Source organism: Candidatus Poseidoniia archaeon (assembly GCA_030748895.1).
In the GTDB taxonomy this organism is placed as follows: Archaea; Thermoplasmatota; Poseidoniia; order MGIII; family CG-Epi1; genus UBA8886.
The window spans coordinates 1-19,260 of the sequence record JASMLC010000012.1; the positions used below are offsets into that span (position 1 = coordinate 1).

Annotated in this window: 19 protein-coding genes; 16 read left to right on the forward strand and 3 right to left on the reverse strand. The window is 60.5% G+C overall.

The genetic code is table 11. The annotated features are described in order from the left end of the window. The 12 genes from QGG57_05540 to QGG57_05595 all read left to right on the forward strand — a co-directional run. On the forward strand, nucleotides 1–1,258 hold a 1,258-nt coding region (locus tag QGG57_05540; protein MDP7007630.1), incomplete at its 5' end, for a 2-oxoacid:acceptor oxidoreductase subunit alpha. Further along, a complete protein-coding gene (locus QGG57_05545; GenBank protein MDP7007631.1) occupies nucleotides 1,258–2,283 on the forward strand; it encodes a 2-oxoacid:ferredoxin oxidoreductase subunit beta in 1,026 nt (341 codons plus the stop codon). The genes QGG57_05540 and QGG57_05545, both read left to right, overlap by 1 nt. 108 nt (nucleotides 2,284–2,391) lie before the next feature. Next, entirely contained in the window at nucleotides 2,392–3,684 is a 1,293-nt protein-coding gene (locus QGG57_05550) for a M14 family zinc carboxypeptidase (GenBank protein ID MDP7007632.1), read from the forward strand. Nucleotides 3,685–3,824: 140 nt separating this feature from the next. Continuing rightward, nucleotides 3,825–4,115 (forward strand): 4Fe-4S dicluster domain-containing protein, encoded by a 291-nt coding sequence (locus QGG57_05555; protein ID MDP7007633.1) that lies wholly within the window; start codon nucleotides 3,825–3,827, stop codon nucleotides 4,113–4,115. Beyond that, entirely contained in the window at nucleotides 4,115–5,272 is a 1,158-nt protein-coding gene (locus QGG57_05560; GenBank protein MDP7007634.1) for a 2-oxoacid:acceptor oxidoreductase subunit alpha, read from the forward strand. The genes QGG57_05555 and QGG57_05560 overlap by 1 nt, the downstream gene beginning before the upstream one ends. Further along, nucleotides 5,272–6,171, forward strand: a complete 900-nt coding sequence (locus tag QGG57_05565; GenBank protein MDP7007635.1) for a thiamine pyrophosphate-dependent enzyme — start codon at nucleotides 5,272–5,274, stop codon at nucleotides 6,169–6,171. Before QGG57_05560 ends, QGG57_05565 begins: the two co-directional genes overlap by 1 nt. Next, the gene (locus QGG57_05570) at nucleotides 6,168–6,713 is read left to right on the forward strand and encodes a 2-oxoacid:acceptor oxidoreductase family protein (protein MDP7007636.1); all 546 of its coding nucleotides are present in this window, start codon (nucleotides 6,168–6,170) and stop codon (nucleotides 6,711–6,713) included. Before QGG57_05565 ends, QGG57_05570 begins: the two co-directional genes overlap by 4 nt. Further along, complete coding sequence (locus QGG57_05575) at nucleotides 6,713–10,141, forward strand: hydrogenase iron-sulfur subunit (protein ID MDP7007637.1); 3,429 nt, start codon at nucleotides 6,713–6,715, stop codon at nucleotides 10,139–10,141. Before QGG57_05570 ends, QGG57_05575 begins: the two co-directional genes overlap by 1 nt. Continuing rightward, nucleotides 10,138–11,298: a (Fe-S)-binding protein gene (locus tag QGG57_05580; GenBank protein MDP7007638.1), complete on the forward strand. Its 1,161-nt coding sequence runs from the start codon at nucleotides 10,138–10,140 to the stop codon at nucleotides 11,296–11,298. The genes QGG57_05575 and QGG57_05580 overlap by 4 nt, the downstream gene beginning before the upstream one ends. Further along, nucleotides 11,298–12,299: an electron transfer flavoprotein subunit alpha/FixB family protein gene (locus QGG57_05585; GenBank protein ID MDP7007639.1), complete on the forward strand. Its 1,002-nt coding sequence runs from the start codon at nucleotides 11,298–11,300 to the stop codon at nucleotides 12,297–12,299. Before QGG57_05580 ends, QGG57_05585 begins: the two co-directional genes overlap by 1 nt. Continuing rightward, on the forward strand, nucleotides 12,296–13,090 hold the full coding sequence (locus QGG57_05590; GenBank protein ID MDP7007640.1) for an electron transfer flavoprotein subunit beta/FixA family protein: 795 nt from the start codon (nucleotides 12,296–12,298) through the stop codon (nucleotides 13,088–13,090). Before QGG57_05585 ends, QGG57_05590 begins: the two co-directional genes overlap by 4 nt. Nucleotides 13,091–13,146: 56 nt before the next feature. Then, nucleotides 13,147–13,305, forward strand: coding sequence for a hypothetical protein (locus QGG57_05595; GenBank protein MDP7007641.1), 159 nt, complete (start codon nucleotides 13,147–13,149; stop codon nucleotides 13,303–13,305). On the opposite strand, the gene QGG57_05600 is transcribed toward QGG57_05595, so the two are convergent. Beyond that, nucleotides 13,302–14,210, reverse strand: coding sequence for a DMT family transporter (locus QGG57_05600; protein ID MDP7007642.1), 909 nt, complete (start codon nucleotides 14,208–14,210; stop codon nucleotides 13,302–13,304). The two genes, QGG57_05595 and QGG57_05600, sit on opposite strands and share 4 nt — an antisense overlap. A gap of 67 nt (nucleotides 14,211–14,277) precedes the next feature. Here QGG57_05600 and folE point away from each other — a divergent pair, with 67 nt between their 5' ends. The 4 genes from folE to QGG57_05620 are packed head-to-tail and all read left to right on the forward strand — an operon-like array spanning nucleotide 14,278 to nucleotide 17,602. Next, nucleotides 14,278–14,835 (forward strand): GTP cyclohydrolase I, encoded by a 558-nt coding sequence (gene folE, locus QGG57_05605; GenBank protein ID MDP7007643.1) that lies wholly within the window; start codon nucleotides 14,278–14,280, stop codon nucleotides 14,833–14,835. Further along, entirely contained in the window at nucleotides 14,825–15,298 is a 474-nt protein-coding gene (msrA, locus tag QGG57_05610) for a peptide-methionine (S)-S-oxide reductase MsrA (GenBank protein MDP7007644.1), read from the forward strand. Before folE ends, msrA begins: the two co-directional genes overlap by 11 nt. Nucleotides 15,299–15,338: 40 nt before the next feature. Beyond that, nucleotides 15,339–16,958: an L-glutamate gamma-semialdehyde dehydrogenase gene (pruA, locus tag QGG57_05615; protein MDP7007645.1), complete on the forward strand. Its 1,620-nt coding sequence runs from the start codon at nucleotides 15,339–15,341 to the stop codon at nucleotides 16,956–16,958. A gap of 5 nt (nucleotides 16,959–16,963) precedes the next feature. Then, complete coding sequence (locus QGG57_05620; GenBank protein MDP7007646.1) at nucleotides 16,964–17,602, forward strand: LysE family transporter; 639 nt, start codon at nucleotides 16,964–16,966, stop codon at nucleotides 17,600–17,602. A gap of 7 nt (nucleotides 17,603–17,609) precedes the next feature. Here QGG57_05620 and QGG57_05625 read toward each other — a convergent pair whose 3' ends face one another. Continuing rightward, nucleotides 17,610–18,524, reverse strand: coding sequence for a DMT family transporter (locus QGG57_05625; protein MDP7007647.1), 915 nt, complete (start codon nucleotides 18,522–18,524; stop codon nucleotides 17,610–17,612). Nucleotides 18,525–18,596: 72 nt separating this feature from the next. Further along, nucleotides 18,597–19,241, reverse strand: coding sequence for a fructose-6-phosphate aldolase (fsa, locus tag QGG57_05630; GenBank protein MDP7007648.1), 645 nt, complete (start codon nucleotides 19,239–19,241; stop codon nucleotides 18,597–18,599). Nucleotides 19,242–19,260: the final 19 nt, after the last annotated feature.

Sequence of the window (19,260 nt, forward strand, 5' to 3'; positions counted from 1 at the left end):
GGGTCGCGAACATGTGCGCGAGAAACTCGAGAAGCGCGACCCCTATCGCGTCGAGCCACTGGAACGGGACGAAACAAAATTCCTGATCGAGGGTAACGACGCGGTCGCGCTCGGCTCACTCTATGGTGGCGTCGCGATGGTCTCGTGGTACCCGATTACGCCCTCGTCGTCGCTCGCTGAGACAATCGAGAACTACCTGCCGCAGCTGCGTACGGGTGATGACGGTGCAACCTGTGCAGTCATCCAGGCCGAGGACGAGATTGCCGCAATCGGGATGGTCGTCGGTGCCGGCTGGGCTGGTGTACGCGCAATGACCTGCACCTCCGGACCGGGGATTTCACTCATGTCAGAGATCATCGGGCTCGCCTACTACGTCGAGGTGCCGGCGGTTATCTGGGATGTGAACCGCGTCGGCCCATCGACCGGGATGCCGACACGTACCCAGCAGAGTGACGTTATCAGTCTCTATAGGGCAAGCCATGGCGACACACAGCACCCGGTGCTAATTCCCGGCACCGCTGAGGAGTGCTTCGAGTTCGGCTGGCGCGCTCTTGACTGTGCCGAGCGGCTCCAGACGGTGGTCTTCGGCTTCAGTGACCTTGACTTGGGAATGAACCACTGGGTTTGCTCCAACTTCACGTATCCAGAAAAGCTGGACCGCGGCAAGGTGGTGCGGACGCAGGAACAGCTTGACGCCTTCGAGGAGTACGGGCGATATCTCGACGTCGATGGCGACGGCATCTGCTGGCGCACTCTCCCCGGTAGCGGGCTGGCCCCCTACCTCGCCCGCGGTACTGGCCGCAATGAGAAAGGCGTCTACTCCGAACGGCCTGAGGACTACCGCAAGAACATGGTGAGGCTGAAACGCAAGATCGAAGGGGCTCGTGACACGTTGCCGAAACCTGTCCTGCGGGAAGAGCCAGAACTGCAGCTAGGTATCATCTACTACGGGTCAATGGAGAACAGCATCCAGGAGATTGATGCCATGCTCGAGGCTGATGGCCTAAAAGTGAGCCAGTGCCGCGTCCGCGCACTGCCACTGCACTCCGAGGTGGAAGAATTCGTAAGGCGACACGAAATGATTATAGTACTTGAGATCAACCGAGATGGGCAAATGTACAAACTCATGCGTGCCGAGCTGCCGAGCGAGCTGGTGCCACGTCTGCGCTCGGTCGCCTACAGCGACGGCATCCCGCCGCGCGCGCAGGTCTACACTGACGCAATCTGCGCTGAGATACAGAAATTCGAGGCGGCTTGATGGTAAAACTCAACGTGCTTGGCCGGCCTCTCGACGACTACCGCGGATTCAAGTCGACACTCTGCTCCGGCTGCGGCCACGACGCCGTCTCGAGTGCGATAATCTCTGCAGCATGGGCCAACGGGCTGCCGCCCGAGTCGCTGGCCAAGATGTCCGGCATTGGCTGTTCATCGAAGACGTCAGCCTATATCCTGGGGCGGAGCCACGGCTTCAACACCGTCCACGGACGGATGCCATCGGTAACGACTGGCGCGGCCATGGCGAACCGTGACCTCAGCTTCATCGCTGTCTCAGGAGATGGGGATACCGCTGCAATCGGCATCGGCCAGTTCATCCACGCCATCCGGCGCAACCTGAACATGGTTTACATCGTCGAGAACAACGGCGTTTACGGCCTGACGAAAGGGCAGTATTCGGCAACCGCCGAGGAAGGCTCGCAAAAGCGCAAGTCGCCGCCGAACCAGACACAGCCGATTGACCTTTGCAAGCTCGCGATTACGCTCGGCTGCTCGTTCGTCGCACGCTCGTTTTCGGGCTCGCGCCAGCAGCTGGTGTCTCTAGTGCGCGCCGCACTGTCACACCGCGGGATGGCGGTGATAGACGTTATCTCGCCCTGCGTGACATTCAACAATAATGAGGAGTCGCTCAAATCCTACGGCTACGTCAAGTCGCACGACGAGGAACTGCACATCGTCGACTACATTCCGCACTTCGAGCCGATAACAGAGGTAGATGTACCGGCGGGCGAATTCCGTAAGGTGCAGCTGCACGACGGCTCGTTCATCCGGCTCGAGACAATTGATGAGGCACACGACCCTGCCAGCGAGATAGCTGCACTCAATGCACTCCACCGCGCCGAGAACGCGCAGAAGCACGTCACCGGGCTGCTCTATTTCAATCCCGGCAAGCCGACACTCGACGAGACGCTCAACTTGGTCGAGACTCCACTGGCTGACCTACCGGACAAAATGTTGAGACCTCCCAAGAAAACCCTGGATGAACTATTAGCTAATTTCAGGGCTTGATCTACTCTCAACACTCATGTCTTTTTATGAAATGAACCCCTGACTTTATCTATCCCTATTATCTCAATCCAACAGGCAGAAATGAACCGAATTATTCCGATTGGACTGATGATTGTGCTGGCTACAACCGGATGTACCGGTCCCGGGGGATTGTTTGGCGATGATGAGGAAAGAGACGAACCTTTTGTTTATGACCTGACCATTGATGACCTCTGGGCCGATATTCCTGGAAATATGACCCCGGCTTCTGATATTGTCAATATGACTTATGGACTTGAGAAAAGTCCAAGAGTAACGAACTTCACTGAGATTGGATACAGTATCAACGGCCAGCCATTGTTATTGCTTGAATTTGGGGATTATGATCCCTCAGTTCCAACTGTCTATTTCGTTGCCGCCCAGCATGGAAACGAGCCAGCATCAGTTGATTCAGCCTATCTTATGGTTCGCCATTTTGCAAGAGGAATACCTGAAGAGATAGACCCAATTCTGGATGAGATTAATCTGGCAATCCTGGTAATGGTCAACCCCGACGGACGTGATAATGGAACACGAGGAAATGCGAACGGTACTGACCTGAACCGTGATCACATGAAATTGATGGAACCAGAGGGAAAGGCAATGCATCGTGCATTTGACAGTGTGCATCCCTCGGTCACAGTGGATATGCATGAATTCGGAGGAGCTGGAACGGTCATTTTCCAGGTAGCTGCTCCCCAGAATCCAGCAACCCATCACGATGTTATTTTCGCTTCCTACAACTTGGAAACGACTGTCATAGACTCGATCAGTGAGGAATGGGGAATTGGTAGCGTTACGAATTATCCGCCCACAACCAGTTCACAGGATTCCAGTATCCATCGTAATCACTTTGCGGTACACGGTTCTACAAGTTTACTTTTTGAATCTGCAGTCTCCGAGGAATACTCGGAAAGAGTCAGGCTCCAGGCCTGGGCTGCACTGGCTGTGATCGGTGAAGTGGCTGAAAACCCAGATTACTATCTGGAGGCGCGTGAATCTTCAGATGAGGAAGGTCAAGAAGGAAATAATTTTGTTTATGCCTATCTCTTTGAATGCAGCGATCCTGCAGCTGTGGAGACAATCCGGATCCTGAAGGATCATGGATTCTATCTGGGTGTAAAGTCAGATAACGAAGGGGTTTCCTCAATCCATTATGAGACCTTCGTGCCAAGGAGCAATTTTCCAAATGGCACTATCGTAGTTCCCATGAACCAGATTGGATGGAGGTCCCTTAGTGAACTGATGGAATATACTTCAGAAAAAGACCAGCATTATACCAATTCACCCAAAGATAGAGGAATGGACGCTTGGCGTGCCCTCAACTCCGTGGAATTCAATGTCCAGACAGTGTCCTGTCTGAACCCCGAGAAACTCCTTTAATGGGTGGTGAAATACCTATAGTAATGGTACGACATATCAGTTTGTTTCACATGTTTGCCTCCCGGGCCGAGTGGGTTATTTCCCTGTATCCTGGAGAGACTGTAACATGGCTTGCTCACAACCCACATGGATGTGCCTGATTGTCAACCCTGCGTACCCCTCTCGACCGGAAGCAGGTCCGGCTACCTCTGGGACAAGTGCATATCATCTCCGAGCGCTGCAAGGAGTGTGAATTCTGCTGGGAATACTGCCCCAAGGGTGTGCTCGAACCCTCGACTCGCCGCAACGCCAAGGGTTACCACTATCCCCAAATCGTAGAGGGTAAACTCTGCGTCGATTGTGGTATGTGCAATGTAATCTGTCCCGAATTTGCCATCTACACTGTTGAGACTAGCGATGAATTGGCCGAAGCTACTCAGGAATCAGCCTAATGGTCATCGGCGCCGAAACGGGAGCAGTGCTCACTGGCACCCACTTCCTGAAGGGTGACTACGCTGCCGCCGAGGGTGCTATTGCCTCCGGTTGCCGCTTCTTTGCCGGCTATCCCATCACTCCCGCCACCGAGGTCGCTTCGCGCATGGCTGCGCGACTCGACCAGCTGGGGGGCAACTACATCCAGATGGAAGATGAACTGGCATCGATGGCCGCCCTGCTCGGTGCTTCCAACGCCGGTGTTAAGTCCATGACTGCCACCAGTGGCCCAGGACTCTCACTAATGCTTGAGAACATTGGCCTTGGCTTCATGACCGAAACACCCTGCGTAATCATCAACGTACAGCGTGGGGGGCCGTCGACGGGACTGCCCACGCTGGTGGGTCAGCAGGATATGCTTCAGGCACGCTGGGGCAGCCACGGCGACTATGAGACCGTGGCCTATGTCCCTGCCAGTGTACAGGAAATGTTCGACCTGACGGTGAAAGCCTTCAACACATCCGAGGCACTGCGGCTGCCAGTCTTTGTGCTCGCCGACCAGGCCGTAGGTCACATGACAGGGCGCTTGGTCATACCGCCCGCCGATGATGTAGAAGTGGTGAATCGCGCCACACCTACTGGCAAATCCAACCGTGACTTCAAACCTTTCGACGCCAGCCAAGGCGACATACCACCTATGGCCCACGCCGGCGAGGGGTACGGGATCCACGTCACCGGACTCACTCATGATGAGCGTGGTTACCCCGCAATCACCTCCACAGCGCAAGCACGCTTGCAGCAGCGACTGCTGGGCAAGGTGCGTAACCGTGTCGACGAACTGGTAATGGTCGAGGAGATACAGACAGACGATGCAAAGCTCATCGTAATTGCCTATGGCTCGCTTTCACGCTCGGTGCTCCAAGCTATCAACATTGTGCGCGAAGAAGGACTTAAGGTTGGGATGTTGAGACTCATCGCCGCCTGGCCTTTCCCCAGTGCCATCGTCCGCGCCGCTGCCGAGCGGGCACAATCGCTGCTGGTGGCCGAGATCAATATGGGGCAGATGATACATCCAGTACGTGAGGTTACTAGCTGTCCGGTCCATTCCTATCACCACGCCGGAGGTGAGCTATCGACGCCACAGGAACTGGTTGCGCGTATCCGGGAGGTGTACTAGTGGACACCAGTCCCAACCAGCTTGCCCACGCACTCGAGACCCACCACCATCCTGTCGATGAGGTGTTGCGCAAGGAGCGTATACCCCACATCTGGTGTCCTGGCTGCGGCCTGGGTCCCGTCACCAGCGCTTTCACACGCGCCCTCGAACAGGCAGACACCCCTCCGTCAAAACAAGTAGTAGTCTCAGGCATCGGTTGCAGCGGACGCACCGCCGGCTACGTCAACATCGACTCCTACCATACCACCCACGGCCGTGCAGTGGCTTTTGCCACCGGCCTCAAGCTCGCCAAGCCGGAGCTTGGCGTCACGGTTTTTTCAGGTGACGGCGACCTCTTCAGTATAGGTGGCAACCATATCATCCATGCCGCACGACGCAACCTGGACCTCACTATCCTCTGCAACAACAACTTCATCTATGGCATGACTGGAGGCCAGATGGCAGCAACAACTCCCCACGAGGCACGCTCGACCACCTCACCTCTGGGGAACTTCGAATATCCCTTCAACCTACCCCAGATCATGTCTGCTCTGGGTGCCACCATGGTCAGCCGCTGGACCTCACTTCATGTCCGGCAGCTTACCGACGCTATGGTCAGTGCCCTCAACCACGACGGCCTCGCATTCGTCGAGATCGTTTCACCCTGCCCCTCGGGCTACGGCAAGCGCAACGAATTTGTCGACGGCCTGAGCCATATGCGCCACTTCCGCGAGTATGCGCATGTCGACCATGATGCCGATTTATCAACCATCGACCTCGACTTCGCCTCCGACAAGCCAGTGGTACTGGGCAATTTCGTCAAGCTCGATAAGCCGTCGTACCTTGTCGTAAAAAACCGCATGCTCGAGGAACAGGGCATTGACAGACAGACTTCCTCGCGATTGCGAGAATCTGCATGACTCGGCACGAACTACGATGGAGTGGCTACGGTGGCCAGGGAATTGTCACAATGGGTCTCGTTTTTGGCCGTGCCGCCGTAATGGAGGCGCAGTGGGACGCGGTGATGACCGAAGCCTATGGTCCTGAAATTACTGGTGGGTGGTCACGCGCCGATCTTGTCATGAGCTCTGATACAGTCGAGTACCCATTAGTGACGCGCCCCGAGGCGCTGGTAGTGATGTCACAGGACGGCCTCGCGCGCTTTACCGATGAAGTGCGTGATGACGGGCTGATCCTGGGTGAGATTGATCTGGTAAAGTGTGATGATCCACGCTACCACCCGGTACGCGCGTTATCACTCGCAGAAGAACTTGGTAAACGCGTGGTGGCCAATTCGATTATGATTGGTGCGCTGGCAGCAGCGCTGCCCATCCTGCCCCTTGAATATGTGCGTACCGAACTTTTGGCAGGGGTACCTCCAAAGACCGTCGAGCTGAATGAAAAAGCCTTTGAAGAAGGTGTTGCGCAGGGAGAGGCCATCCGGGCCAAGCTGGAGGCCTGATGCCTGTAGCGCGTTCCACCGTGATGGTGATTGGCGGCGGTATCGCCGGCATCCAGGCTGCTCTTGACTGTGCCGAAGCCGGGGCCAAAGTGGTGATGGTCGAGAAGTTCGCCTCTATCGGCGGCAAGATGGCTGCTCTTGACAAGAACTTCCCGACACTTGACTGTTCAGTCTGTATCGAAGCCCCTCGCATGTCTGAGGTGGCTGAACATCCACATATCGAAATCTTGGCACAGGCCGAACTAGTAAAACTCAAGGGCGAGGCGGGGCACTTTACCGCTACCGTCCGCCAGCATGCCAGTTATGTCACAGACGCCTGCACACGCTGTGACGACTGCTCAGATGCCTGCCCTGAAGCCCAGCCCAACCTCTTCGACGAAGGACTTGCTACGCGCAAGGCGATTTACACTCCATTCCCCCAGGCGGTACCAACACCCTACGTCGTCGATATGGAAAGCTGTCTCAACGCTCCACCCAACTACCTACCGTGTGACCGCTGCATGCGCGCCTGCGAGGCAGACGCCATTGACTTCAGCATGCCCGCAGGGCGCGTGGTACAGCGCCAGATAGCATCAGTGATCGTGGCAACTGGCTTCGCCATGCAGGACCCCCGGGCGGTGGACGAGTACAGCTATGGCAGTCATCCCGACATCCTGACTGCGATGGAGTTCGAGCGACTCGTAAGCGCTGCCGGACCCACCGAAGGCGAAATTCTGCGGCTGTCAGACATGCAGCACCCCAAATCACTTGCCTTCATCTACTGTGTGGGCTCGCGCTCGACCAGGCATGCTGCCTACTGTTCGCGAGTCTGCTGCATGTACTCCACAAAGCAGGCTATTCAGGCCCTCGATCATGGCGTAGCCAATGTCACAGCCTACTACATGGACATTCGCGCCTTTGGCAAGGAATTCGATGAATTTCACCAGCGCGCCATCGAGATGGGGGCGCACTATATCCGCGGCCGGCCAGCACGCGTTTATCACGACGGAAAGAAGCTGAAAGTACGTTACGAAGATACCGAAACTGGCCGTGTCACCGAAGCAAACCATGATCTGGTGGTGCTCGCCAACGCACTGGTTCCGCCAGCAGGGCTCGAAGAGCTTGCCACAGTACTCGGGCTGGAGCTGGGTGACGATGGTTTCCTGGCGACTCCCGAACAATGGGGCGATCATGTGCTGAGCCTGCGCGACGGGATCTACTTTGCTGGCTGCGCCACAGGTCCACGTGACATCCCTGATTCGGTAGCCGAAGGGTCAGCGGCAGCGGCAGCGGCGCTGGCACATCTTGGTAAACGGATCTGGCCAGTGGAAGAAGAAGTAGAGCCCATCCCGGCCGATGGCGAGCTGCGCACAGGCGTCTTTGTCTGCGACTGCGGTTCCAATATCGCTGGTGTGGTTGACGTGCCGACGGTGGTCGACTACGCCTCCGGACTTCCAAACGTGGTCCACGCCGAGGAGGTCATGTTCGCCTGTGCCGGAAATACTCAGGGTGACATCACCAACCGTGTCAAGGAACTTGGACTCAATAGACTCGTTGTAGCGGCCTGTTCGCCTAAAACTCACAATAATACTTTCGAAAAGGTCTGCTCCAGGGCAGGTCTCAACCCCTACCTGCTCGAGATGGCAAATGTTCGCAATCACAATTCCTGGGTTCATAAGAAGGAGCCGGAGGCCGCCACTGCCAAGGCCCAGGACCAGGTGCTCATGGCAGTACACAAGGCCAAGGAGCTCAGGCCCCTCGAGCCGTCCAATCACAACGTCACCCAGACTGCTGTGGTCATCGGTGGCGGTATTGCCGGCATGACTGCTGCCACAGCCCTGGCGAAACAGGGGCACGAAGTGCATCTTATCGAGCGTGAGAGTGCCTTGGGTGGGAGACTGCAGCAACTTGATCGAATTGCTCCCGCAGACCTGCCAGCGTCGGAGCTGCTGGCGCGCCAGCAGCGCGCGCTGTCCGATGCCGGTGTAGAGATCCATCTCTCCACCACTGTGTCCGGAGTCGATGGTTTCATCGGCAATTTCGATGTTACCCTCAGCGACGGTGTCACGCTTCCAGCCGGCGCCATCATACTCGCTATGGGCGCCCGCGTCCATCAACCTGCCAGCTTCGGTTACGGCGATGACCCCAAGGTCATCACGACCCTCGAACTAGAGGACGGGCTCGAACAGCGGAAGGAGGAGCGGATCACCTTCATCGCTTGCGTTGGGTCACGTAATGAAGAGCGTGGGTGCTCACGCTTCTGCTGCACCGCCATGGTACATCAGGCACTGCGGCTGAGGCGACTTGGCAAGCAAGTGCGCATACTCTACCGCGACCTACGTACTTTCACTCGCCAAGGAGAGGAGCTCTACGCCGAAGCCTGTAGCGCCGGTGTCCAGTTCTTCCAGTGGCCCCAGTCCACCATCACCGAGGAGGCGGTGCGCTGGGAGCGGAATGAAGCAATCTTCTACGATGAACTTGTGGGTCACGAGGTGGCACTGCCCACCGACCTGCTGGTGCTCGCTGTAGGCTTGGTACCTGACACCTACTCCGAGGCACAGATGGTAAAGGTGGCCACATCACAGGACGGTTTCCTGCTCGAATTGCATCCCAAACTGGGACCGGTCGAAACCCAGGTACAGGGCGTCTATCTCTGTGGCACAGCCCAGTACCCCAACGACGTGCGTGGTACCGTAGCTCAAGGGCTGGGTGCCGCCGCCCGTGCAGGAACGCTGCTCGCTCGCGATGCCATCCAGGCCGAGCCCTACACCGCACGTATCGTTACAGATCGCTGTACAGGCTGTACGCTCTGTGAACGCGTCTGTCCTTACACTGCCATCGAGATGGTACCATGGGAGGAGAACCGCGCCGGCAAGGTGGCACACGTCATCGAGGCTGCCTGCACCGGTTGCGGTGCCTGCGCTGGCGGCTGCCCTGTCGGTACTATCGACATGCCTGGTTTCACCGATGAACAGATTATGGCACAGGTCGATGCCGCCACCGCCACGCATCCCGAAGAGAAGGTGGTTACCTTTGCATGCAACTGGTGCTCCTATGGCGGTGCTGACACAGCAGGTATCGCCAAGCTTCAGTACCCCCCCTCATCGCGGCTTATCCGTACCATGTGCTCGGGGCGCGTCGCTGAAAAATTTGTCATGCGTGCCTTTGAACGTGGCACTGCGGCAGTACTGATCACCGGATGCCACCTCAGCGATTGCCACTACATCAATGCCAATCACCAGACGGACAAGCGAATAAAAATATGGAGACGCAAACTCGAACGCAGGGGTATCGACCCCCAGCGGCTCCAGCTCAAGTGGATCAGTGCCTCCGAGGGACCGCAATTTGCCGCCAAGATGCGTGAGATAGATGACTTCATCCATACCCTGGATGCCTCCGAACTCGACTCAACACAGGAGAAAATGGGTGGAGGGAAGACGGCCGCATGAGTGAGGGTACACCTCTCCGACTCGATGACCAGCTCTGGGAGCAACTCAACGCTGTCACCGATGGTGCAGCCAACGCCTGCTACCAGTGCGGGACCTGTACTGCCACCTGCCCCTGGCCTGAGCTTAGCCAGGTCAATCTTTCAGTGCGCTACCACCTGCGCCGCGCCCATCTCGGACTCACTACGGGAGGTGAAGGGCTCTGGCGCTGCACAGCATGCAAGGAATGTGAGGCAGGCTGTCCCCGTGAGGTCCCAATCGTCGACGTCCTGCGTGGATTGCGGGGCCTCGACCTGCATAATCGCCAAGCCCCGTCCGTGCTGGTTGACTCACTCTGGTCCATCTATGAGAACTACAATCCATATGGCCAGCCACGACTGGAACGCCATGCCTGGGCAAAAGGGCTGGACGTGCCCATCCTGGACGCAGGTGAGACCATCCCCGTACTCTACTATGTCGGGTGTGCTGCCTCCTACGACAGGCGACTGCAGGCGCTACCTCGCGCTGTCGCACGCCTGCTCAATGCCAGCGGTATCGAGTGGGCCACCCTCGGTCCTCGCGAGCGCCATGACGGCGACCTCATCGCCAGTACCGGGGATGACGCATTCTTCGACTGGTATGCCCAGCGCAACATCTCACTGCTGGAAGCCACCGGCGCCAAGGTCATTGTAGCCACTTCACCCCACACCGTCGAAGCCCTCAAGCGCTACCCCTGGAAGAAACGACCAGAGATAATGCATTACACTAAATTCCTTAAAATACAGGTCGACGACAAAAAACTCGAGTTCAAAACTGGCGGCGGCCCTCTTGTCACCTATCACGATCCCTGCTATCTGGGGCGCTGGAACCAGGACTACGATGCCCCGCGCGAACTACTCGCTGCAGCAGGGCTCCAGCTGCGAGAGATGGAGCACACCCGTGGTGATGCACTCTGCTGTGGTGGTGGCGGCGGCCGCATATTCCAGGATTCCCTGCCCGGAGAGCGCTTCAGTGAACCGCGCATGGCTGAAGCTGCCACGACCGGGGCAGAAGTGATGGTCACCACCTGTCCATTCTGCATCCAGAACTTCGAGGATAGCGGTCGCACCCACGCACCTGACATGCAGGTGCGGGACCTGGCCGAGATACTCGCAGAAGCGCTTCCGCTAGGAGAAGCCTGATGGCCCATGAATCTTCATGTGATGGTGACCTGTGGGTCTATCTCGAACGGACACCCCAGGGCACACTGGCCCCAGTGTCGCTCGAACTGCTGGGTCGAGGTCGCGAGCTGGCGGCCGAGCTCGACTGTGGCGTAGCAGGGGTCCTGCTCGGGTGCGATAAACTGGAACCACTGACCAAACAGGCAATTGCAGGAGGTGCCGACACCGTCTTCGTCGCCACCCACGAACTGCTTGCAGAGTATTCCACTGATGCCTGGACCATGGTCCTTGACAACCTGCTGGGCGAACATCGTCCCGCTATCCTGCTTATTGGTGCCACTTTCAACGGCCGTGACCTGGCCGGGCGACTCGCCGTACGCACTCATACCGGGCTGACGGCAGACGTAGTACGCCTCGAGATCGACCCTAAAACAAAACTGCTGCTCTCTGGTGTTCCGGGCTTTGGCGGCTCGATTATAGCTATGATCCTCTGCCCTGAGCACCGCCCTCAGATGGCCACCGTGCGTCCCGGCATCTTCTCTGCCCGTGACCCTGAACCCCGGCGCAAAGGCGACATTGTTCCGGTGCAGGTGGAGCTCCTTCCGGACAAGATCCATACCACCCTGCGCCAGCGCGAACTGCAAGAGACCATTGACATCACCACCGCCGACCGTGTGGTGGCAACTGGAGTGGGAGTTGCAGGACGCTTTGCACAATGGCAGGAACTGGCGGAACAGCTTGGCGCTGCGGTAGGTGCCACGCGACCGCTGGCTGACGAGGGTATCGTTGACCGTGCGCAGCAGATTGGCTCCACGGGCGTCTCGATAAAGCCTGAACTGCTGATCTGCGCCGGCATCTCAGGCGCGGCCCACTTCACTGCAGGAATTGCTGACGCTGGCACGGTAGTGGCCATCAACACCGACCCTGATGCTCCGATATTCGAACATGCGGACTACTGCTTGGTGGGCGATGCCGACGAAATACTGCCGCCATTGCTCGCAGCGCTGACGGAGGACGCGTGAAGCAGATCGTGGTCTGTTTGAAAGTGGTGCCCAAGCCGGGCGAGGTCAAGTATGACCAGGAGACCAACACGCTTGACCGCTCCGCTGCTGAGAATCAGGTCAATCTCTCAGACAAACACGCCCTCGAGGCGGCTCTGACGCTCAAGGCTGTCGAGGATGCAGATGTGACCGTGATCTCGATGGGGCCTCCAATGATCGACTCCGAGCTCAAGCTGATGCTGGCCATGGGCGCTGACCGCACCATCTTACTCTCCGACCGCGCCTTCGCCGGCGCAGATACCTACCCCACCTCACGCACCCTCGCTGCTGCTATCGGCAAGCTCGCACCGGTGGACCTGGTGCTCTGTGGTGAGGAGTCTTCCGACAGCAGTACCGGACAGGTGCCTCCCGGCATCGCCGAATGGCTCGACTGGCCCCAGATTACCTACGCCACGACCCTGGCTGTGGAGGCGAATGACCTGGTCGCGACACGGGAGATCGAGGGAGGGCATGAGATCCTGGCTGCGCCGCTGCCTGCTGTAGCGTCAGTGGTGCAGGGTTCGCAGCAGGTGCGCTTCCCTGACTTTGGGCGATTCGCTGAACTGGAGAGTCATGATATCGAGATATGGTCGGCAGCTGACCTGAAACTCAAAACAGAAGAGGTGGGACTTCCCGGTTCCTGTACTACTGTTGGAGATCTTGTGGAGACCGCCCCCCCAGAACGGAAACGGGAGTTCATCACTGGCAGTCCGCCGGAGATGGTGTCTCAACTGGTGGAAAGACTGGCCGGACTTTTTGCCCCGCGAGTGTAGTAACCCATACTCATACTAGTGGTAAATGTTAAATAATGGTGGAATTCGGGCCCGGCATGGCCGATATCAACTGCGATATCGAAATCCTTCGCACCGGAGGCGAGTTTGAGGCACGCATCGAGGGCGCCATGCCCAACATCATCTCGCTCAAGAGCGACAACCTGGAGGAGCTGCTCGAGCAGCTCTCGCTCGAGCTGGAAGACAAGCTCGTCTAGGAAAGACCGCTCTCTTCCGCATCGTCGCGGTAGGAAAGGGCAGTCAGCGCAATCCCGCCCAGGATGAGCGCCGCCGCGAGCAGTAGCCGCGGCGACAGCACGTCGCGGCCGACGGCGATGCTGGTCGAGGTCGCAATCAGCGGCTGCAGGTAGATGAACAGCGCCACCTGCGATGATGGCACCCTACCGAGCGCGTAGTAGTTGAGGCTGTAGGTAACGACGGTCGCGAGGATGATGGTGTAGACGGCCGCGAGCAGCACATGCTGCGGCAGCGCAGTCCACGCGTCAGCATGCGTGACGCCGCTCCAGAGTGCCAAGGGAGCCATGGCAACCGCGCTGCCACCCATCACCAGCGCCGTGAGGCCCATTGCACCGTGGCGGTCGACCGCTTGGCGGGAGAGCGCAAGGAACAGCGCGAATGAGGTGGCGTTGATGAACACCAGCAAGTCCCCGATAAGGTATGCTCCCGTAAGGCGGAAGCGGTCCGCCTCGAGAAGCACCAGCGCTCCCGCCAGCGCCAGGCACAGCGCTGCCTGCTTGGCGCGGCTGGCGCGCTCATATCCAAGCGCGATGGCGAAGGTGAGCGTCAGCACCGGTACCATGCACATGATGAGCGCGCCATGCGCCGGGGTAGTGCGCTCCATACCCATCGCGAAGAATACCATGTTGACGACTACGCCGAGCGCCGCCAGCAGGGCGACCTGCCGCCATTCGGCGCCGACCGGCCAATGCATGATGCGGTGACGGTGCAGCAGCAGCAGGATTACCCCGGCGATAGAGATACGCACCGCCGCCCACTCAACCGGGTTGATGCGCTCGACCACCAGCTGCGTCGTCAGGTAGTGCAGCCCGAACAGCAGCTGGACCAGCAGCAGTGCACCGTAGACGCGCAGCAGCGGAGCCATTGGGCGGCGATGGGGCGGGGTTATGAAGGGGGCCGGCGAGGCTAATATATCGGCGACGCTCCGCGCCGTGGACCGCAAAGCCCTGGAGCAGGCCGTCGCCGACTTCCTGAAGGCAACCGGAGTCCCGCCGGAGGAGCACCATCCCGAGACGCCGGTGCTGGTCGCCGAGGCGTGGGAGCAGGAACTGCTCGCTGGCTACGCGCAGTCGCCCGCGGAGGCGCTGGGCGAGCCTATTGGCTCTGCAGAAGAGGAGTTGGTGCTGCTGAAAGGCGTCGAATTCCACTCAATGTGCGCGCACCACCTGCTGCCGTTCCGCGGCACCACGCACGTCGGCTACCTGCCCGGCCCGAGCGGAATAGTTGGCATCGGTGCACTGGCGCGGCTGGTCGAGTGCTTCGCGCGCCGGCTCCAGACGCAGGAGCGGCTGACGGCGCAAATCGTCGACGCGCTCGAAACGCATCTCGCCCCGAAGGGCACCGCCGTTGTCATCGAGGCGGACCACGCCTGCATGCAGGCGCGCGGTCCGCGGTCGGCGGCGACGACCATCACGTCGCAGTTCCGCGGCGAATTGCAGGCGCGCAGCGGCGAGTTCCTGACGCTGGCGGGGGTCGGCGATGGCGACTGAAACCGCCATATTCGCCGCCGGCTGCTTCTGGGGCATCGAGGCGCACTTCGGCGCGCTGGCGGGCGTCACGGCGACCGAAGTCGGCTACAGTGGCGGGGAGACGCGCCAGCCGACCTACCGGCAGGTTTGCACCGGCGCGACCGGCCACGCCGAGGTGGTGCGGGTCGCGTTCGACCCCGTGGCCATCGGCTACGGTGAGCTGCTCGCCGCCTTCTGGGAGTGCCACGACCCGACGCAGCTGAACCGGCAGGGGCCCGATTCCGGGACGCAATACCGCTCGGCCATCTTCTGCCACGGCAAGCAGCAGCTCGCCGCCGCGAGTGCGTCGCTCGCGGCGGCGCAGCCGCGCTTCGGCGGGCGCATCGCCACGCAGGTCGAGCCGGCGGGCGAGTTCTGGCGCGCCGAGGAGTATCACCAGCGCTATTTCGAGAAGAACCCGGCGGCGGCCGCCTGCCACACCTGAGCCTGCAAAACGCTATTCATAGGCCTTCGCTGGGGCCGCCATGAGCGGCCATCCGGCTAACGAGCCGATACTCGACTACGCCCCCGGCAGCGACGAGCGCGCGGCGCTGCAGGCGGAGCTGGAGCGACAGCTGGCGACGGTGGTCGAGGTGCCGTGCATCGTCGACGGCGAAGCGGTCCTGACGGGAAACACCGTCGAGCAGGTCGTCCCGCACGACCACGGCCACGTGCTGGCGCGGGTGCACCTGGCTGGCAAGGCCGAAATCGAGCGCGCCTGCACGGCGGCGGTCGCGGCGCAGGGGGACTGGATTGCGCTCGGGCTCGAGGCGCGTGCGGCGATTTTCGAGCGCTGCGCCGACCTGCTCGCGGGCGACTGGCGCTACCGCGTCAACGCCGCGACAATGCTGAACCAGTCGAAAACGGTGTTCCAGGCCGAAGTTGACGCAGCGTGCGAGCTCATCGATTTCTGGCGCTTCAACGCCCACTACGCGCGCGAATTTCACGACCAGCTCCAGCCGCTCGTTTCCCCGGAGGGGGTCGAGAACAGCACCGAAATTCGCCCGCTGGAAGGCTTCGTGCTGGCAATCACACCGTTCAACTTCACCAGCATCGCCGGCAACCTGCCGAGCGCGCCAGCACTCGTGGGCTGCACCGCAATCTGGAAGCCGAGCCGCAACTGCTACTACTCCAACTACGTCCTGATGCAGCTGATGCTCGAGGCGGGGCTGCCGCCCGGCATCATTAATTTCCTGCCGGGGTCAGGAGCCGAAATCTCCGACGTGGCGCTCGCGAATCCCGACTTCGCAGGGCTGCACTTCACCGGCTCGACGCCCACGTTCCAGGGCTTGTGGCAGCGCATCGCCGATGCGCTGCCAGGATTGCGCAGCTACCCCCGTATCGTTGGCGAGACCGGCGGCAAGGATTTTGTTGTGGCGCACCCCGAGTGCGACGAGCGGGGGCTGCTCGTAGCGCTGCTACGGGGTGCGTTCGAATACCAGGGGCAGAAGTGCAGCGCGGCGAGTCGCGCCTACATTCCGCGCTCGGTCTGGGCCCGCATCGGCCAGCCGCTCTGCGACGAGGTTGCCAAGATTGCGATGGGCGACGCGCGTGACTTCTCGAACTTCATGACCGCGGTAATCGACCAGCGCGCCTTCGACAAGATTACCGGCTACATTGAACGTGCGAAAGCGAGCGATACCTGCGAGGTCGTCGTTGGTGGCAGTAGCGATGACTCGGAGGGCTGGTTTATCGAACCAACTATCATTGTCACCAGCGACCCGAAGGCGGAATCGATGGTCGAGGAAATCTTCGGTCCGGTGCTGACCGTCTTCCTCTACGAAAACGATGACTTCAAGGGCGCGCTGGAAATGTGTGACGAGGGGAGCCTCTACGCGCTCACGGGCTCCATTTTCGCGACGAAAGAAGCGGATATCCAGACGGCCTGCGATGCACTTCGTTTCACCGCCGGCAACTTCTACATCAACGACAAACCGACCGGTGCCGTCGTCGCCCAGCAGCCGTTCGGCGGCGCGCGGGCGTCGGGCACGAACGACAAGGCGGGCGGCCCGCTCAACCTGCTGCGCTGGATTTCGCCGCGCTCAATCAAGCGCGCGCTCGACATCCCGCAGGAATGGGGCTATCCCTTCATGGCACCCGACTAACAGGGATGGCGGCTGAACTGATAATTTCGCTCGCGGCGATAGGGGCGACGCTCGGCATCATCGAGGGGGTGAAGCCGGGGCCGCTGCTGACGGTGGCAATTCGCGAAACGCTCTCGGGCGGCCTGCGGGCAGGTGCCCGGGCAGCCGCGGCGCCCATCTTCAGCGACGGCCCGCTGATTGTCGCCAGCCTGCTGGCGGCGGGCTGGATTGCGACACAGCCGGCGGTGTTGTTGCTGATTTCGGTGCTCGGGGCACTGTTTCTGGTGAAGATGGGGGGCGAGTGCTTCTCAATCGAGCCGCCCGAAGTCGAACTTTCCGGGGCGGAGGCGACCGGCTCGTTCCGGCGTGGCGTCCTGACCAACCTGCTCAACCCCAATGTCTACGTCTTCTGGTTCCTGATTGGCGGGCCGCTAATGGCTTCTGCCGCGGCGGAGGAGCCGCTGGCGCCGGTCGCCTACGCGCTGGCGTTCCTGTTGACAATAATCATGGTCAAGGTTGCCATTGCGTGGCTCTTCGACTGGTCGCGCGGCCAGCTCTCGACGCGGGGCTACCGCCTGGCGCTGGGCGGCTGCGGCATCGCGATGCTGGTGTTCGCGGCCGGCTTCGCGTACCGGGCGTTCCTGCTCTACCCGCAGGTCGCCTGACGGGGAGTCAGTCTATTCCTTCGGGCGGCTGCGTGTTGACCAGCCTGACGCCGGCGTAGACCAGCGCGAAACTGGCGACGTGCGCCAGGCCGAATTGCTCGTCGAGCGCCGGCCAGAGGACCGCGGTGGCGATGCCGAAAATCGGGACGAGGTTGATGAAGCTCGCCGTGCGGGGGGCGCCGATAGCGGCGACGCCCATGGCGAAGAAGGCGTAGCAGACGACGGTTGAGAGCACGCCGAGGTAAGCGAGGAACGCCCATTCGGCGGTCGTCCAGTCGTGCTGCCACGGCTGCTCGGCCAGCATCGGCGGCAGCAGCAGCAGCGTCCCGATGAGCGACGCCCAGGTCAGCGCGCCGAGCGGCGACTGCGAGCCGCCGCGCAGCAGGTAACCGCGCAGCGTGACGGTGTAGATGCTGTAGGCGGCTGCGCCGAAGAGAATCAGGCCGTTGCCGTAGAGCCGCTGCTCGAAGGGAATATGCTCGTTGGGCGACGCGAGAAAAATCAGCGCCACGCCCGCAAAGCCGCTCGCCAGCCCGATGCTCGCGTTGCGCGTCAGGCGGTAGCCGAGCAAGGGCACGGAGAGCAGCGCGACCATCACCGGGTTGAGCGCAATCACCAGCGACGCGTCGGAAGCGACGGTCTCGCGCATGCCGAAGATGAAGCCGACCTGATAGAGCACGACTGACGTAATACCCATCAGCGCCAGCGCGCGCCATTCGCTGCGCGGCGGGAGCCGCACGCCTTCCGCGAAGTGGAGCCACGCGAAGAGCAGCGGAACCGCGAAGCAGTAGCGCAGCGCCATCGCCGACCACGGCGGCGCAGCCAGCGCCAGCGCGCGGCCGACCGGCCACGCCGCACCCCATGTGACGGCGACAATTAGCAGCATCGTGTAGGTCGTCCAGACCGGCCGCTGCTGCTCCATGCCGCGCCAGCCTGCCGGGGGATTAACCGCTGCCGCCCGATGGGAGCGTCAGGGAGCTTCAGTCCCCACCGCTCACTGCTTGCGCTTTTCCCAGTCGGCGAGGAATTTCGCGAGCCCGATGTCGGTCAGCGGATGCTTCACCAGCTGGTTAAAGACGCTGAAGGGGATGGTCGCGACGTCCGCGCCGGCAAGGGCGGACTCGAGCACATGCACCGGGTTGCGAATCGAGGCGGCCAGGATTTGCGTCCGGAAGCCGTAGTTGTCGAAAATCAGCCGCATGTCCCGAATCAGGTCCATCCCCACTTCGGAGATGTCGTCGAGCCGCCCGATGAAGGGCGAGACGTAGCTCGCTCCCGCCTTCGCTGCCAGCAGCGCCTGGTTGGCCGAGAAGCAGAGCGTGACGTTGGTGCGTGTGCCCTTCCCTTCGAGGGTCTTGCACGCCTTGAGCCCGTCGGGCGTCAGCGGCAGCTTGATGACCGCGTTCTCGCCCCAGCTCGCCAGCTCCGCCGCTTCGGCCAGCATTCCGGCCGTGTCGAGCGCGGTGACTTCAAGCGAGACAGGGCCGTCCACCAGCTCAAGGATTTCGCGCGCGACTTCCTCGAAGTCGCACCCGCTCTTCGCTACGAGCGAGGGATTGGTCGTGACGCCGTCGAGGATGCCCAGCGCCTGCGCTTCGCGGATTTCCGCCACGTCGGCGGTGTCGATGAAGAACTGCATGCGGCCCGCAGCAGGGGCG

Bases quoted from the DNA above. Each gene is read 5' to 3' on its own strand.
- pruA (MDP7007645.1), top strand. From the start codon at position 15,339: ATGAGCGGCCATCCGGCTAACGAGCCGATACTCGACTACGCCCCCGGC.
- QGG57_05570 (MDP7007636.1), top strand. From the start codon at position 6,168: ATGACTCGGCACGAACTACGATGGAGTGGCTACGGTGGCCAGGGAATT.
- fsa (MDP7007648.1), bottom strand. From the start codon at position 19,241: ATGCAGTTCTTCATCGACACCGCCGACGTGGCGGAAATCCGCGAAGCG.
- QGG57_05560 (MDP7007634.1), top strand. From the start codon at position 4,115: ATGGTCATCGGCGCCGAAACGGGAGCAGTGCTCACTGGCACCCACTTC.
- QGG57_05600 (MDP7007642.1), bottom strand. From the start codon at position 14,210: ATGGCTCCGCTGCTGCGCGTCTACGGTGCACTGCTGCTGGTCCAGCTG.
- QGG57_05545 (MDP7007631.1), top strand. From the start codon at position 1,258: ATGGTAAAACTCAACGTGCTTGGCCGGCCTCTCGACGACTACCGCGGA.
- QGG57_05625 (MDP7007647.1), bottom strand. From the start codon at position 18,524: ATGGAGCAGCAGCGGCCGGTCTGGACGACCTACACGATGCTGCTAATT.
- QGG57_05620 (MDP7007646.1), top strand. From the start codon at position 16,964: ATGGCGGCTGAACTGATAATTTCGCTCGCGGCGATAGGGGCGACGCTC.
- QGG57_05575 (MDP7007637.1), top strand. From the start codon at position 6,713: ATGCCTGTAGCGCGTTCCACCGTGATGGTGATTGGCGGCGGTATCGCC.
- QGG57_05580 (MDP7007638.1), top strand. From the start codon at position 10,138: ATGAGTGAGGGTACACCTCTCCGACTCGATGACCAGCTCTGGGAGCAA.
- msrA (MDP7007644.1), top strand. From the start codon at position 14,825: ATGGCGACTGAAACCGCCATATTCGCCGCCGGCTGCTTCTGGGGCATC.
- QGG57_05550 (MDP7007632.1), top strand. From the start codon at position 2,392: ATGATTGTGCTGGCTACAACCGGATGTACCGGTCCCGGGGGATTGTTT.
- QGG57_05585 (MDP7007639.1), top strand. From the start codon at position 11,298: ATGGCCCATGAATCTTCATGTGATGGTGACCTGTGGGTCTATCTCGAA.
- QGG57_05595 (MDP7007641.1), top strand. From the start codon at position 13,147: ATGGCCGATATCAACTGCGATATCGAAATCCTTCGCACCGGAGGCGAG.